The 16,100-nt window shown below is 56.0% G+C and carries 13 protein-coding genes; 3 read left to right on the top strand and 10 right to left on the bottom strand.

Going from position 1 to position 16,100, the window contains the following annotated elements:
- Window positions 1–7 precede the first annotated feature (7 nt).
- Window positions 8–1,093, top strand: coding sequence for a porin (locus IYV58_RS09300; protein ID WP_004130973.1), 1,086 nt, complete (start codon window positions 8–10; stop codon window positions 1,091–1,093).
- Between the two features lie 187 nt (window positions 1,094–1,280).
- On the top strand, window positions 1,281–2,471 hold the full coding sequence (locus IYV58_RS09295; RefSeq protein WP_004130971.1) for an amino acid aminotransferase: 1,191 nt from the start codon (window positions 1,281–1,283) through the stop codon (window positions 2,469–2,471).
- A 59-nt stretch (window positions 2,472–2,530) separates the two neighbouring features.
- Here IYV58_RS09295 and IYV58_RS09290 read toward each other — a convergent pair whose 3' ends face one another.
- The 7 genes from IYV58_RS09290 to cmoM all read right to left on the bottom strand — a co-directional run bounded on the left by IYV58_RS09290 (window position 2,531) and on the right by cmoM (window position 13,254).
- Window positions 2,531–3,178 (bottom strand): MBL fold metallo-hydrolase, encoded by a 648-nt coding sequence (locus IYV58_RS09290; protein ID WP_004130969.1) that lies wholly within the window; start codon window positions 3,176–3,178, stop codon window positions 2,531–2,533.
- 13 nt (window positions 3,179–3,191) lie between these two features.
- On the bottom strand, window positions 3,192–3,743 hold the full coding sequence (locus tag IYV58_RS09285; RefSeq protein ID WP_004130967.1) for a YcbK family protein: 552 nt from the start codon (window positions 3,741–3,743) through the stop codon (window positions 3,192–3,194).
- A gap of 296 nt (window positions 3,744–4,039) precedes the next feature.
- Window positions 4,040–5,833 (bottom strand): L,D-transpeptidase, encoded by a 1,794-nt coding sequence (gene ldtD, locus IYV58_RS09280; RefSeq protein WP_123828299.1) that lies wholly within the window; start codon window positions 5,831–5,833, stop codon window positions 4,040–4,042.
- Between the two features lie 182 nt (window positions 5,834–6,015).
- Window positions 6,016–10,464 carry a chromosome partition protein MukB gene (gene mukB, locus IYV58_RS09275; RefSeq protein WP_087830109.1) on the bottom strand — a complete coding sequence of 1,483 codons (4,449 nt, stop codon included), beginning with the start codon at window positions 10,462–10,464 and terminating at the stop codon, window positions 6,016–6,018.
- Window positions 10,464–11,168, bottom strand: a complete 705-nt coding sequence (mukE, locus tag IYV58_RS09270) for a chromosome partition protein MukE (protein WP_004100725.1) — start codon at window positions 11,166–11,168, stop codon at window positions 10,464–10,466. Before mukE ends, mukB begins: the two co-directional genes overlap by 1 nt.
- Window positions 11,149–12,471, bottom strand: a complete 1,323-nt coding sequence (gene mukF / locus IYV58_RS09265; protein ID WP_004130959.1) for a chromosome partition protein MukF — start codon at window positions 12,469–12,471, stop codon at window positions 11,149–11,151. The genes mukE and mukF overlap by 20 nt, the downstream gene beginning before the upstream one ends.
- Window positions 12,472–12,474: 3 nt before the next feature.
- Complete coding sequence (gene cmoM / locus IYV58_RS09260) at window positions 12,475–13,254, bottom strand: tRNA uridine 5-oxyacetic acid(34) methyltransferase CmoM (protein WP_004130957.1); 780 nt, start codon at window positions 13,252–13,254, stop codon at window positions 12,475–12,477.
- A gap of 121 nt (window positions 13,255–13,375) precedes the next feature.
- On the opposite strand from cmoM, the gene elyC reads away from it, so the two are divergent.
- Window positions 13,376–14,155, top strand: a complete 780-nt coding sequence (gene elyC, locus IYV58_RS09255) for an envelope biogenesis factor ElyC (protein WP_049113078.1) — start codon at window positions 13,376–13,378, stop codon at window positions 14,153–14,155.
- Here the strand turns inward: elyC and IYV58_RS09250 are convergent.
- From IYV58_RS09250 to ycaR, 3 genes are all read right to left on the bottom strand, one after another.
- Window positions 14,132–15,025, bottom strand: coding sequence for a YcbJ family phosphotransferase (locus IYV58_RS09250; protein WP_004130954.1), 894 nt, complete (start codon window positions 15,023–15,025; stop codon window positions 14,132–14,134). The genes elyC and IYV58_RS09250 overlap by 24 nt on opposite strands.
- 141 nt (window positions 15,026–15,166) lie before the next feature.
- Entirely contained in the window at window positions 15,167–15,913 is a 747-nt protein-coding gene (kdsB, locus tag IYV58_RS09245) for a 3-deoxy-manno-octulosonate cytidylyltransferase (RefSeq protein WP_004130953.1), read from the bottom strand.
- Complete coding sequence (gene ycaR, locus IYV58_RS09240) at window positions 15,910–16,092, bottom strand: protein YcaR (RefSeq protein ID WP_004130952.1); 183 nt, start codon at window positions 16,090–16,092, stop codon at window positions 15,910–15,912. Before ycaR ends, kdsB begins: the two co-directional genes overlap by 4 nt.
- Between the last annotated feature and the right edge of the window lie 8 nt (window positions 16,093–16,100).

Here is a 16,100-nt window from a genome sequence, read left to right as displayed (position 1 = left end):
ATAAATAATGATGAAGCGCAAAATTCTGGCAGCGGTAATTCCTGCCCTGCTGGTAGCCGGTGCAGCTAACGCTGCAGAAATCTATAACAAGAACGGCAACAAACTGGACTTCTACGGGAAAATGGTTGGCGAGCACGTTTGGACCACCAACGGCGACACCAGCAGCGATGATACCACTTACGCCCGTATCGGCCTGAAAGGCGAAACCCAGATCAACGATCAGCTGATCGGCTACGGTCAGTGGGAATACAACATGGATGCGTCCAATGTTGAAGGTAAACAGACCACCAAAACTCGTCTGGCTTTCGCAGGCTTAAAAGCCGGTGAATATGGTTCATTCGACTACGGTCGTAACTATGGCGCCATCTACGACGTCGAAGCGGCAACCGATATGCTGGTTGAATGGGGCGGCGACGGTTGGAACTACACCGACAACTTCATGACCGGCCGTACCAACGGCGTAGCCACCTATCGTAACTCTGACTTCTTCGGTCTGGTTGACGGTCTGAGCTTCGCGCTGCAGTACCAGGGTAAAAATGACGCTTCTAGTCGTGATGTTAAGAAACAAAACGGCGACGGCTTCAGCACCGCGGCAACCTACGCGTTTGACAACGGCGTTGCGCTGTCTGCAGGCTATGCTAACTCCAACCGCAGCGGCGATCAGAAAGCTGACCGTCAGGGCGAAAAAGCTGAAGCATGGGCAACCTCCGCTAAATATGACGCGAATAACGTCTACGCTGCGGTCATGTACTCTCAGACCTACAACATGACGCCGGAAAACGAAGGCAACTACTTCGCCAACAAAACTCAGAACTTCGAAGCCGTCGTTCAGTATCAGTTCGACTTCGGTCTGCGTCCGTCCATCGGCTACGTACAGACTAAAGGTAAAGACCTGCGCTCTCGCGCTGGCTTCTCAGGCGGCGATGCTGACCTGGTTAAATACGTCGAAGTGGGTACCTGGTACTACTTCAACAAAAACATGAACGTCTACGCTGCGTATAAATTCAACCAGCTGGACGACAACGACTACACCCGTGCTGCGAAAGTCGCGACCGACGATCAGGCAGCGGTTGGTATCGTTTACCAGTTCTAATTTGCAGTACACCCCTTCGTGATATGCCTAAAAAGCAGGACTTCGGTCCTGCTTTTCTGCGTTCCTGAGAGGAAGATCGTAACTTTCAAAAACCTTCTCGCTTTTTGTCGCAAACGGTTGGCAATTAACATAACTCCCGTTAACCTGATAGCGGATTTCCCTTCAGTAATCACAATGGAACCTCGTCATGTTTGAGAACATTACCGCCGCCCCTGCCGACCCAATTCTGGGCCTGGCCGATCTATTTCGTGCCGATGACCGCCCAACAAAAATTAATCTTGGAATTGGTGTTTATAAAGATGAAACGGGTAAAACACCGGTCCTGACTAGCGTGAAAAAAGCAGAGCAGTATCTGCTGGAAAATGAAACCACTAAGAATTACCTGAGCATTGATGGTATCCCCGAATTTGGCCGCTGCACCCAGGAGCTTCTGTTTGGGAAAGGAAGCGCAATTATCAATGATAAACGCGCCCGCACCGCTCAAACGCCGGGCGGTACAGGCGGCCTGCGCGTCGCTGCCGATTTCCTGGCGAAGAACACCGATACAAAACGTATTTGGGTGAGCAACCCATCCTGGCCGAACCATAAAAGTGTATTCAATTCAGCCGGCCTGGAAGTACGCGAATATACCTATTACGACGCCGCTAACCACAAACTCGACTTCGACGGTCTTCTGGCCAGCCTGAACGAAGCCCAGGCCGGCGACGTGGTACTGTTCCACGGTTGCTGCCACAACCCTACCGGTATCGATCCGACGCTTGAGCAGTGGCAACAGCTGGCGCAGCTGTCGGTAGAAAAAGGCTGGCTGCCGCTGTTTGACTTCGCTTATCAGGGCTTTGCCCGCGGTCTGGAAGAAGACGCGGAAGGCCTGCGCGCTTTTGCTGCGCTGCATAAAGAGCTGCTGGTTTCCAGCTCCTACTCGAAGAACTTTGGCCTGTACAACGAGCGCGTAGGCGCCTGCACGCTGGTTGCCGCGGACCAGGAAACGGTAGACCGCGCGTTCAGCCAGATGAAGTCCGTCATTCGCGCTAACTACTCTAACCCGCCGGCTCACGGCGCCTCGGTAGTGGCGACGATTCTCAGCAATGACGCGCTGCGCGCTATCTGGGAACAAGAGTTGACCGACATGCGTCAACGCATCCAGCGTATGCGCCTGCTGTTCGTTAATACTCTGCAGGAAAAAGGCGCCAGCCGCGATTTCTCTTTCATCATTCAGCAAAACGGGATGTTCTCGTTCAGCGGTCTGACAAAAGATCAGGTGCTGCGTCTGCGTGAAGAGTTCGGGATTTACGCGGTGGCGTCCGGACGTATAAACGTCGCCGGTATGACGCCTGACAACATGGCGCCGCTGTGCGAAGCGATTGTCGCCGTGCTGTAACCTCAGCGCAGGGCAAACAAAAGGCCGCATTTGCGGCCTTTTTTACATTCTGACTCCGGTCACCAGACCGGCATTTCATCCTGCAGGAAAGGGTTATGCAGACGCTCATAGCCAAGGGTCGACATCGGTCCATGACCCGGAATAAACGACACGTCATCGCCCAGCGGCAACAGCTTGCGTTTAATCGCATCGATCAGTTGATTATGGTCGCCGCGAGGGAAGTCGCTACGCCCTACTCCGCCTTTAAAAATCACATCGCCAGAAATCAACAATCGGCAAGCAGGATCGAAGAAGACCACGTGCCCCGGCGTATGGCCTGGGCAGTGCAGCACCTGCAGGGAAATATTCCCCACGCTGACCGTATCGCCTTCGTTCAGCCAGCGATCCGGCTGCAGCGGCTGGCAATTTTCCAGACCGAACATCCGGCTCTGTGCCGGTAATCCTTCCAGCCAGAACTCATCTTCTTTTTCCGGCCCAATAATCGGCACGCCATAATGTTGTGCCAGCTCTGCCGCCGCACCAACGTGATCGAGATGACCGTGCGTGAGCAGAATCTGCATCAGGCTAACACCTGCCGCCGCGACTTCCTGTTTGATTCGCTCAGCATCACCGCCGGGATCGACCAGCGCCGCCAGTTTGGTTTGTTCGCACCAGATTAAAGAACAGTTCTGCGCGAACGCGGTAACCGGAATAATACGATAGTTCATGAGGCTCCTTTCGTTACCAGTGCCGTACCGGCCCGGTATCAATATGCACAAAGTTGCTACGTGGGTAGTATCCTACACCACCTGTGCGCATAGATAACGCCGCTTTGCGAACATTGCTTAACGAAATGCCTTCAATATGGAAATCCATAGCCTGGCCTTTAGTGTGGTAGCTGTGTTTCGCTACCCCTCGGCTGCGGGCACGAAGCTCATTATTGGTATCAACAGAACGATAACCGGAAATAAGCTGGACAGGCTTGTTGGTGCCAAGTAATCCCTGCAAACGATAGAGTTGATCGAACAAACCGGGATCGATGGATTTAATCTTATTCGCGCGATAGTCACGGAAAAAATGATTAAGTCTTGCTAATTCATCCTGAATATAGCCTCTGCCATCGAAAAACTCCGCCTTGAGTGATTCACCAGTATGCAGGTTGTTCAGCGTCAAAATACGCGGTCGGGGGGTCGAGAGGGTGGCAAATGCCGGCGCAGGCAGAATGGCAGCAGCACCGAGCGCGGCTCCACCTAACGCCAGCAGTTTGCGGCGATTAGCGTCAAATTTGTCCATGATAATCAGGTCTACAGGTAAATGAATCGTAATATACTTTTCCCGCAATCCGCCCGTTGGCCGCCAGCGCGCTCCCCCCTACGGCTAATAAATATCAGCTATAGAGAATGGGCTGCTTACTGCCACAGCGCCTTTGCAGGATTATATGTATATGCACTTCTGGCGCACGAAAGGCACCTTACCGGGCATTATTGCCAACGTCAAGGTAGCCTAACCCCAGTAAACTCGGGCCTTGCAGCGTGCAAGGCCCGTTTTCACACACAGGTAGGACAGCCAAATCCGTTGAACTACTTCATTTATCTGATTAATTGTTCAGCTTTAGGTAGAATTTGTGCGCTGGATCGCGCGGTGAGATCGTAATTGTAAATATCTGTTCGATATTGTGTACGTCCATCAGCGCCGACAAACGCAGTCAAATAATAGAGATTAACCGGGATATTCTGGCGAATATTAACGTAGCGGGTGTTGCCCTGTTTAAGCGCATCTGAAATACGCGCGTCATTCCAGCCAGCATCTTGCAGCAGCATATTCGCCAGTTCAGAGGCTTTATTGACGCGTACGCATCCGGAGCTCAACGCGCGCCCGTCCTTCTGGAACAGATTGTGATTTGGCGTATCGTGCAAATAGATCGCGTCCGAGCTTGGCATATTGAATTTATAGCGCCCCAGCGAATTGCGCGCCCCGGGAGCCTGCTGGAAGCGGAACGGCAGATTCGACGCGGTTATCGTTTCCCAATCGACCTGATAAGGATCGATTGTCTCTTTGCTATTCCAGCCGCGCATCATCGTATAACCGTGCTGCTCAAGGTAGCCAGGGTTATTGCGCACCTTAGGTAGAATATCGTTTCTCGCCAGCGTCGGCGGCACGTTCCACGGTGGGTTGACCACGACATTGTTCAGAGCGCTGCTCATCATCGGCGTTTTGCGGTCCGGACGACCAACGATAACCCGTGATGCCAGCACCTGACTGCCGTCCTGGTAATAGACCAGCGAAAAGGCGGGAATATTCACCATGATGCCGGTCGCCAGATTACCCGGCAGCAGTCGCAAACGCTGAATATTCAATGCCAGTACGCCGGCACGCTGCGCGGGAGAAACGTTGAGCCAGTCGCGGGTCGCCTGACCAATCACGCCGTCAGCGCCCAGTCCCTGCCAGGCCTGGAAGCGCTTAACGCCCTCGACTAACTGGCGATCGTAAACGCCGCGGCCGCTACTTTTGGCCTTTTTCCCGGCAGATGGGCTCACTGCCTCATCGCCCGGCAAAGCAATCTTTGCCGATTCATCCAGCATACCGGTGCGCTGTAAAATTTCGCGCAGCGCGCCGGCATCATTGCTCCATTCGCCCGGGCGCAGCGACGTCTTGCTGGTAAGCTGCGGCCATGGACGGGAATCGGCAACCTGCGCTAATAGCGCCTGATGCATTGCGGCATACTGCGGATGCTGCGGGGCGAGCCCGGCAATAAACTGCGGCAGCGAACCGTTATCCAGCGCCACCTGCCACTGGTTAATGACCGACAGAGGCGGCGTCGACATCGCATACGGTTTTGTGCCGTACAGCCAGCGGTTGCCCTGAGTCGGAATACCGCTAATAAAATGCAGATAGCCCATCATGGCGTCAGAAAGAACAACATCCCGCGCCAGACCATTCACTGCCGGGTCGGTCAACAGCTCAACCCAGGTGGTGAACTGCGGCTGGAACCCGGCGATAGCCACTTCAGCCAGCTGCTGTTGAAACGCCTGCACTGCCTCGCGGTTATCCCACATCGGTTTCATATCCCTGGCCGCATACAGCGATACCAGCGGATTCATAAATACGGGTTGATAACCGGACGGCAGCACCGCCTGAATATCGGCACGGCTTTTTGCCGCCGCCTCGGCAGGAAGCGCCTGCTCGCCGACCATTTTGGCGACCGTCGCAGATTGGTTCGCGCTTTGGCTCAACGCGGAAGAGAGCTCGCTGATGGTTGCAGCGCTATCCGATGGTACAACTTCAGGCTCTTCGGCCTGGACATTGAACAGTGGAGCAAATGCAAAAGCCAGGCTCAAACTGAGCGCAGACAATTGACGACCATACCGTTTCTTTAGCAACATCCCTTGCCCCCTGTTAACACATTGCTGCCCGCTAAATTGGGGCTTACTTTCAGTATATGAAGACGAAAACGCTTTTGCCTTCCCAAATGTAAAGAAGTTAAAAGATTATACAATCCTAAAATACAGTAACGGATAACAAAAAGGGCGACATCGTGTCGCCCTTTGGCTACTTAGCGCCCCTCTTACGAAGCGTTTGCCGTTCCCGGCAGCGTTTCGGGAAGCTGCGGCGCAAAGCCACGCAGTCCCACCACGTGTACGTGCTCGTGGTTATTCACGACTTTACGCACAAGTTTATAGGTGGTGCCTTTTTCCGGACTGATATTTTCCGGCGCCGCGATAATTAACTGCATTTCCAGACGATCGCAGAGCTCGAACAGCGTCGCAATAGAGCGGGCATCCAGACGCGCCGCTTCATCAAGGAACAGCAGACGACACGGCGAAATGTCCTTACCGCGAAGACGCATGGATTCATCTTCCCAGCTCTGTACCACCATTACCAGAATCGACATCCCGGTACCGATAGCCTCACCGGTCGATAGCGCACCGGATTCCGCGCGCAGCCAGCCGTCGGAACCACGGTTAACTTCCACTTCCATCTCCAGATAGTTGCGGTAGTCCAGCAGCTCTTCACCGATGGTCTGCGGCGTACGCTGCCCCATATCAATTTGTGGATTCAGGCGCTGATACAGCTTTGCCAGCGCTTCCGAGAAGGTCAGACGATTGCTGTTGAACAGATCCTGATGCTGTTCATGCTGTTCAGACAGCACGTCCAGCAGCATCGAGTGGGTTTCCCGCACGTTGACGTTTAGACGCACGCTGTTAACCTGGCCGAAGGAGACGCTCTGCAGCCCCTGGTTGAGCATGCGAATACGGTTTTGCTCGCGCTGGATAGTCTTGCGGATAATATTGGCCACGCTGCGGGAGCTGATGGCCAGCTTCTGCTCGCGGTTGGTCAGCTCTTCCGTCAGACGGCTAAGTTCGATCTCCATCTGCTCAATCGCTTCCACCGGATCGTCGGTGCGAATGATATCCTGGCGAATACGCTCGCGCAGATGCTGATAAACGGCGACAAAGAACTGGATTTTACGCTCCGGGCGTTTCGGATCTTCAGAAATACGCAGCACATCGCGCAGATGTTCGTTATCCGAGACCGCCAGACGAAGCGCGCCAAGCGCCTTATCCGACATTGAGCGCAGCTCATCTGCAGACAGGTAAGCCAGCTCGCGACGATGCAGGCGACGCTCCACGCCGTTGTCTTTTACCAGGCGCATGACCGCGCACCAGCCCGCTTTGGCGCTGACCACCTGTTCGCGCATTTCGCAGTAATCGCGCTCCAGCTTGCGGAGCCTGCGGGTCAGGTTATCCATTTCCGCTTCGCAGAAGGTCAATGCTTTTTCGAGCTGATTGCGGCGCGCACGGTTATTGCTGAGCTGAGCGTGGAGCTCATCGCGGCGCAGGCGGGCGCGCTCTTCGGCTCCGGCATCGGCGCGTACGCCAATATCCTTAAGCTCTTTATGCAGGTCGTTGAGCAGCTCTTTTTTGGTGTCATACGAGCTTTTCAGCGATGCCAGCACCTGATGGTACTGATTAAGCTGCGCGGCGTGGGTACGCAGCGCGTCGCGGGTACGGGCGCGTTCCGCTTCCGCCTGCTCCAGGCGATGGCGCAGTTTCTCATTCAGATCGCTATTACCGCTAAGCATCTCTGCGGAATCAGAGTAGCTAAAGTGGGCGCGACGCTGCACCACTTCGGTCAGCGCAAACGCCTGCTGACGCGCGTCGCGCTGGGTCTGCTGCGAATATGCGTAATCTTCTTTCAGCTGTTCAAACTGCTCCGGGTCGCTTTGAAGAACGGAAACGATCGGCTCCAGCTTTGCCAGTTGATTCCCATGCTGCTGCACGAAGCGAGCGGCTTCCTGAGCTTCGTCAAGGCGTTCCTGGATCTCATCCACGCGATCGGCCAGCGAGTCATCGGCCAGCAGATTCAGACGCGGCAGCAGGCGATTGAGTGCGGATACGCCCTCTTTAGCCTGCTCATACTGCGCCCGGTTCTGCTGGTTATCGCTCTCATGGGCGGTTAGCGCCCGCTCCAGTTCGCCGCGACGCGTATTCAGTTTGCGGATTTCTTCTTCCGGGTCGTCCTCAAAGGCCACCGCCAGATGGTTACCGATAAAGCGGCTGAAGGCCTGGTGGAGGCGCTGAGTTTTCTGAACATCAAACGACAGCGTCGCAAAGCGCTCGGACAAACTTTCGCGCTCGGCGTGCAGCGTTTCAACGCGGCTTTCGCGGGCGGCACGACCAAACAGCGGCAGCGTTGGGAAACGTGAATAGCGCCACTGGCGATCGGCAATCTTGACAACCACCGCCTTTTCCAGCTCATCGACGCTGAATACGCTGTCATCAAACGACTGCGGATCGCCTTCGATCAGGTAGAGATCTTCAGGGCAATCTTCGAGACCTTCCAGCTGATCGGCAATCAGCGACAGATCCGGTACCACAATGGCGTGGCGGGAAGGACCGTAGAGCGCAGAATAATACGGCGCATCATCGAGACTCACGTCATCGTAGATTTCCGACAACAGTACGCCGCCAAAACGTTCCGCCAGCGCGTTCAGGCGCTGATCTTCCGCACCGCCCGGCTGGCTAAGACGCTCAATTTCATCATCGATAGCGCGCTTGCGGGCGCCGACTTCATCGCGCTCTACGATAGCTTCGCGTTCACGCTCCAGCAGCTGCTGGAGATATTCGGTGACTTCCTGGCTGGACTCAAACTGCTCGCCGCTCTGCTCGCACAGCTGGTTAAGGCTGTTCTGCGCCGCCAGCCAGATGGGCGCGCGACGCATCAGCGTTTGCGTCCGCGACTGCAGCTGTTCCAGCTCCTGGCGTAGGGTCATCCGCCGTTCGCTGGCGGAGGAGACGCTATCGGAAAGCGACGCGATGCGGGCTTCCAGTTCCTGGTGCAGGGCTTCCAGCTCGTCGATATCGTAGCGTTTGCCCTGCCGCTTACAGAACTCATTGAGCTGGCGTTCGGCCTCCTGCTGTTCACGCAGGCGCTGTTCGAGCTCGGTCAGGCGGCTGCGGAGTCCGTGAGCCTGTTCAGCCTGATGGCGTTGATTAACGCCCTCGCGCAGCAGTTCGCGCGCCACGTTCCAGGCTTCATTACGCGCCAGCGGGCCGTTGATCTCAGCCACCAACTGGTATGCCTGCTCAAACTGGCTGTGCGCGGTTTGCGCCACGCTCATTTTCTGTTCCAGCGACAGCATTTTTTCCGTCGCTTCCTGCTCTTTCGCCTGGAACGTTTCCAGCCACTCGTCGGCGCTTTCCGGCGTTAAATCCGGCAGATGGCAGAGGGCTTTTGCCCGCTCCAGTGCCTGCAGCGCTTGGGTGTACTGAATCGCGCGAGTCTGCTGCACATCCAGCGCCTGCTGATAGTCGGCAAGCTGGTTTTTCAGCTCATCCACTTCCAGCTCGGCGGCTTCGGCGCGGGCTTCGTTCTCTTCCTGTAGGTCAACCGCTTCCGCGACGACTTCATTTTGCTCTTCGAGGCGAATCTGCAGTTCATCAAGATCCGCTTCATAGCGCTCGATTTTTTCCTGCTGGCGCAGCGCGGTCTGTACCAGGTTCAGGTGGTCGCTGGCGGCCTGGTAATCGGCTTCCAGATCGCCTTCCGCGCCGTTATGTTCCTGCAGTTCGCGGGCCATATCGACGTGCTTATACTGTTCCGCCGCGAGCTGAGCGCGGGAGGTGAACAGATCCCGGCGATATTCCAGCGCCTTGTCGAGATGAATGCGTCGTTCATTGGCGTGACGCATATAGTCGGCGGCAACGTAGTTGGTGGCTTCGCTGATCAGATGCTTGAAGAGATCGCGGTCCGACTGCGTCACGCGGATGGCTTCCAGCGTCATGCGGTTTTCACGCAGCGCCGCTTCCATATCCTGGAAGGCCTTACGCACGCCGCTGTTTTCCGGCAACAGGTAGTCGCGCAGCGAGCGGGTGATGGTGCTCGAAATACCGCCGTACAGCGAGGCTTCGATCAGGCGATAGTATTTGCTACGGTCCGAAGCCGAACGCAGGCGACGGGCCACCACGCCGAGGTCGAACATCAGCGAGTGATATTCGGTAATAGAGTTAAACTGCTTGAACTGCACCCCTTCCATCGCTTCGAGCTTATCTTTCAGCTCGTTGAGCGTCACCACGCGCGCCTGGCGCTCGTTAAGGGTCTCGGTCAGCAGCTGGGTTGGCTGGATGGAGGTTGGCAGGCCCTGGATCGCAAACGGCTTGATATCGACTTTACGATCGCGACCGGCCACCTGCTGTAGGCGAACGCCGACCACCACGCGCTGGTGGCGGGAGTTGATCACGTCCAGCACCGAGTAGCAGACGCCAGCGCGCAGCTTACCGTGCAGGCCTTTATCGCGCGAGCCGCTGGTGGCACCTGCTTCCGTGGTGTTACGGAAGTGCAGCAGCGTCAGGTCTGGGATCAGTGCGGTGACGAAGGCGGCCATGGTCGTGGATTTACCGGCCCCGTTACCACCGGAAAGCGTGGTCACTAATTCATCAAGATCAAAAGTCCGGGCAAAAAAACCGTTCCAGTTAACCAGCGTTAGCGAGCGAAATTTACCGCGTTCAATCATTACTCTTCCTCCCCGCTATCCGGCTGATTCTCTTCATTCTCATCATTGAGCTGCAGGCGATTTTCCAGCGCCATCGCTTCACCGTCGCGGATCATACGCAGTTGGGCTTCGCGCGGATCGTCACCGGCGCGCACGTCGGCACCAAAGCGAAACACCGATTCGGTAATGCGGAATTTGCTGCTGTCGTGGCCCATAAACCACACCATGCCAAGGCGGCGCAGGCGGTTGAGCGAAGCGCGCATTTTTTCCTGCAACTTCTGGCGGTCAAGGTCGGAGCCGGTCGAACGGTTATTGACCAGCTTCAGCAGCTTGGCTTCGTCCGCCAGGGTCAGCAGCTCGTCGTAAAGCTCTTGCTGGGTGAAGATGCCTTCATTCGCCAGGCGCTCCGGGCTGAGGTAGAGATAGCAGAGAATTTTACCCACCATCATATCCAGCTCGGAGAGCACCGAGCGCGGGATCAGCGTGGTCGACCGCGGACGCAGATAGAAAAATCCTTCCGGGGCGCGAATCAGCTCGACGTTGTAGCGAGCATAAAATTCTTCCAGGTAATCCTGAAAATCCATTAAAAATGCGTGATTATCCAGCTCGTCGAGACCGATATGGCGGCCCGCGCGCAGGGCGCTATCCAGCGCCGGAAATAACGGATTAGCCAACGCTTGCGCCAGTTTAACCGGCATCACTTGTTCAATATTTGTCGATGACATGCGCCTGTACCTTGGCTCCGTAATCATTAATCGGCTGCCATTTTGCCGGCAGTCCGGTGAAATCTGCTTGCGCTACGCCCAAACGTACCGCCTGGTCGACCACAATGCGCGCGACATCAAAGTGGCGTGCGCGCGGATATTGCGACAGATATTCGCGAACGACCAGGCCAAGATCCAGCGGTAGTCCCTTCTCTTTATAGACCACCAGCTGTCCTTCAATCAGCGCCGCCAGCTGTTCGCGAATTTCATTAAACTCTTCGTACTCCAAATCCGCCGGAAGTTCCCCGGTAACCTCTTCATCATGCAGCGCCATCTCTTCATCGCGCATATCAAGCAGACGATCGGCATTCGCATGGGTGAGCGCCCATGGAGCGTCGAAGTAGGTTTGCACCGACTGACGCAGACGCTGCGCGAAGACGCGGTTTTTATCCATATCGATGGCGGTGCGGATAAATTTATGCACGTGGCGATCGTAGCCGATCCACAGGTCAATCGCCTGCTGGCCCCAGCTGACGATGCGGTCCAGCTTGCTTTGCAGATCGAACACCAGACGATCGATAAAATTCAGATCGTCGCGCGCTATGGTCGAGTCCTGGATACGCAGCAGGTTTGCCTGCAGCTTATCGCCCGCCGCGTCCAGGGTATCCTGCAGTTCGCGCAGGGTACCGGACGTTTCCGACAACAACAGCTCACAGCTGGAGATCGCCGCCCGCCAGTCCTTGTTCAGCAGTTGAGCAATATCATCTTTCACCATCTGCTGCTGCTCATCCATGATCCGCTGAGTCAGGTCGATGCTGTCAAAAATTTCCGCTACCGAGTACTTCAGCGGGGCGAAAACGTTGCGATGCCAGTGGAATTCATCGCCGCCCTCTTCTGCCGAATCGGCGGCGCGCTTGAGTTCGCCGGCAACGATGGAGAGCTGCATCGACAGGCGCAGGGTGGAGAACTCGCGCTGGCGAATATAGTAGTCGGTGATCCCGATGCCCAGCGGCGTCAGGCGATAAATAGCATTACCCTCGGTGATTTCGCTGGTAAAGCGGTTCAGCAGACGCTGGCGCACCATATCGTTTATGGCATTATTGGCGCGCTGGCTGATGGTTTCGCTGGTCTGCTCAAACGCATCACTCACGTGGCGGAACGCGTCCACCAGTTCTCCCTCGGTCATTTCCCCTTCCATCCGCTCGCCGTTCAGCGTGGCGATCGCCAGCAGAAAAGAGAGTCTGTCGACCGGTAGCGAAATAGAAAAATCATTTTTCCTGGCCCAGGCAACCAGTTCGGGGACTGTCTGGGAAAATTCACTCATAGTTTATCCTTGCATCTGCGGCTTAAGCGCGGTGACGTGAATATAACGGCCTAAGCTAATATACGGCTCCTGGCGACAGTAGCGCGTTTCCAGCTCCAGCAGCGCCGCAAATTTGTCGTGCTGTTGGTGTTTTTCACGCAGATAATCATGAAACACCCGTACGCCTGTCTTACCGGTAATCTGCCAGCCAATCTCTTCCAGCCAGCCGTAAACCTGCTGCGGATCGCGCGGATAGTCCGGCGACAGCGTGCGTTTTTTCTTTTTCGGCATGCCGATTTGCACATAGTCGAGATTTCCGGCGACCATATTGTGCATCAACAGACCGTTAGCATTGTAGAACATCAGCGACAACGCGCCGCCGGGACGTAGCATCGCCCACAGCGTACGCAACATCGCCTGAGGTTCGGCTACCCATTCCAGCACCGCATGAAACAGTATCAGATCGACCGGACTTTCCAAATGCTGCTCAATATCCTGAGCCGCGCATTGTACAAAATGCATGTTGTCGATCACACCTTTATCGGCAGCCGCTTGCCTGGCGCGAGCCACCATTTCACCGGAAAGATCGCATAACGTGACGTGATGGCCCATTTCCGCCACTTTGATCGCCGTCTGCCCTTCGCCGCCGCCCGCGTCAAGAACTCGCAATGGCCCTGGTCCCAGTTGCTTCAGCAGCGGTTGCAGATCCTGCCAGAGGATCGCCTGCCGCAGCTGGCCTTTGGTGGTGCCATATATATTGCGCGAAAACTTTTCAGCAATATCATCGAAATTACGATCCTGCACGGGTGACTCCACACGCCAACACAAAGCCGCTATTTTGTCATACCCGCGCGGAGAATGAAGCGATCTGTTGTAAGATCCGGGTATATCTTTGGTTAGATGGTTAAAAAAGGAACCGTATGGCATGCTTTTTACGCTGAAAAAGGTTTTAGGCGGTATGCTGCTGCCGCTTCCCCTGCTGCTGTTGCTGATTGCACTCGGGATTGCGCTTCTGTGGTTTAGCCGTTTCCAGCGCACCGGCAAGCTCTGCGTCAGCCTCGGCTGGCTACTGTTACTGCTGTTGAGCCTGCAACCCGTAGCCGATAGCCTGCTAAAGCCGATTGAAGATAAATACCCGACGTGGAGAGATGAAAAGCGCGTGCAGTATGTCGTCGTGCTTGGCGGCGGCTACACCTGGAACCCGAGCTGGGCCCCCAGCTCAAATCTCATCAACAACAGTCTGCCACGGCTGACGGAAGGAATCCGCCTGTGGTATGAAAACCCGGGCTCGAAACTCATTTTTACCGGCGCCGCGGCAAAAACGAATCCGGTCAGCACGGCGGAAGCCGGGGCCAGAGTTGCCGAGAGCCTGGGGATACCGCGCAGCGAAATCATCGTTCTGGATAAACCCAAAGATACCGAAGAAGAAGCCGCCGTGGTGAAGGAGGCGATAGGCGATGCGCCGTTCCTGCTGGTTACCTCCGCTTCGCATCTGCCACGGGCGATGATTTTCTTTCGCCGCGCCGGGCTAACCCCCCTGCCCGCACCGGCTAACCAGCTGGCGATTGAGTCACCGCTCAACCCATGGGAACGGGCAATCCCTTCGCCCGTTTGGCTCATGCATAGCGATCGGGTGGGTTACGAAGCGTTAGGCCGTATCTGGCAATGGCTGAAAGGATCCTCAGGCGATCCAGGGCAGGATTGATTTTGCCGCCAGATCAAACCGGGTGCGGTCAAAGCGCCCGGTATTCACCAGATTATCCACTTCGTCCCACAGCAGATACAGCCAGCGCCGCCAGAGAAACGCTTCCGCCACCGGCGCCCGCCGGAGATAGTGCCACAGCAGCTCCTCTTCCTGACCGCTATCGGCCAGACGGAATAGCTCATATTCCCGCGGCGCCCAGAGCATCATGCCCGGCCCTACCATCGCCAGCAGCTGATCGCTGCGCGGATCTTTAAGCATGCTGCGCAGCGTGAAGCTACCGTGTACCAGCACGCAGTTATCATTGAAATCTTTAAACAAATCCATAAGGCATTCGCGGGTGCGGAACAGAATGCGTTTATCCTGCATCGTCAGGCCGGTATCTTGATAAAGATTCAGCGTGCTCCATAGCACCTCCACACGCTGGCGATACCAGTACGGCCAGAGGTTTTCCTGAGTACTATCGACCATCCCGACGCAGCCGCCGCTGTCCTGGCGGTGCCAGGCCAGCAGCGCTTCAACGATCTGCTCCTGCAGCTGCTCCCAGCGCTCTGGCGTACGTGCGGGGGCTTCAACCGAGACGCCGCGCAGCCGTTCGATCAGCAGAACATCGGGGCCGGGATGCTCTTCATGCGTCATTACGCCGTAGACAACCGGCATACGCACGGTGCCGCTTCGCGCGAGGGTCGATATTTTCCACGCCAGCTGCCGCGCTATCCCCGGCGTCGTAAAGCTGCGCGCCAGCAGCGGCATTGGGTTTCCCTGTGCATCATATAGCGACCACAGCGCCGACGAGGGTTTCTCGCTGACGCACTCCACGCGGCTTAGTTTTTCACCCAGCAGGTGGCTCAGCTCGGTACGCAACTGTTCCATTTCTGATTACCCCTATGAAAACTACCGGTTTCATAATGAGCGCCTGCGCAGGGGTTGTCATCGGGTGAGATCAAAATTGACGTAAAAAAGTATGGAATAACGGCCTGGGGATATCCCCTCCTCGCGGAGGGGATGGGGGGATTAACGCAGCTCCGCGCGAACGCGCTCCAGATCTTCCGGTGTATCGACACCTGTACCGGGAACCACTTTCGCCACCGCGACATGGATTTTTTCGCCGTACCACAGCACGCGCAGCTGCTCGAGCATCTCTATTTGCTCCAGCGGGCTCGGCGTCCAGCTCACATAGCGGCGGATAAATCCGGCGCGATAGCCATAAATACCGATATGACGCAGCAGCGAATCACCGATAGTCTCGCGGGATTTGGCGAAACGGTCGCGATCCCACGGAATGGTGGCGCGTGAGAAGTAGAGCGCATAGCCCTCAGCATCCATCACAACCTTCACCGCATTCGGATTAAACGCTTCTTCCGCATCGTGGATTGGCACCGCTAAGGTCGCCATACCGCTCGTACTTGCCGCCAGATTTTCGGCTACCTGACGCACGATAGCTGGCGGGATCATCGGCTCGTCGCCCTGAATGTTAACGATGATAGTATCATCGCTGAAGGCGCATTTTTCGACCACCTCGGCAAGGCGTTCGGTACCGGACTGATGATCTTCACGCGTCATGCAGACTTCGCCACCGGCGGCTTCCACCGCGCGTGCCACGTCCGGATGGTCGGTAGCAACGATAATCCGCTCGGCACCGGATTCGCGAGCGCGTTCCAGAACATGGACAATCATCGGCTTGCCGTTGATATCCTGGAGCGGTTTCCCTGGCAGGCGGGTAGAAGCAAAGCGCGCGGGGATGATAACCACGAAACTCATGACTGGCTCTCTTCTACAGGAAGCGGGCGGGCTTCGGTTTCCAGCAGTACGGGAATGCCTTCACGCAGCGGAAAAGCCAGGCGATCAAGTTTGCAGATCAGTTCTTGCTTATCCTGGCTGTAATACAGCTTACCGTTACAAACCGGACAGGCGATAATTTCAAGTAAACGGTGATCCATGATTCCTC

Origin of the sequence: Klebsiella sp. BDA134-6 (assembly GCF_015601345.1) — a bacterium.
GTDB lineage: Bacteria > Pseudomonadota > Gammaproteobacteria > Enterobacterales > Enterobacteriaceae > Klebsiella > Klebsiella grimontii.
Note: the sequence above shows the minus strand (reverse complement) of the source record. Positions and strands in the feature narration are given on the sequence as shown.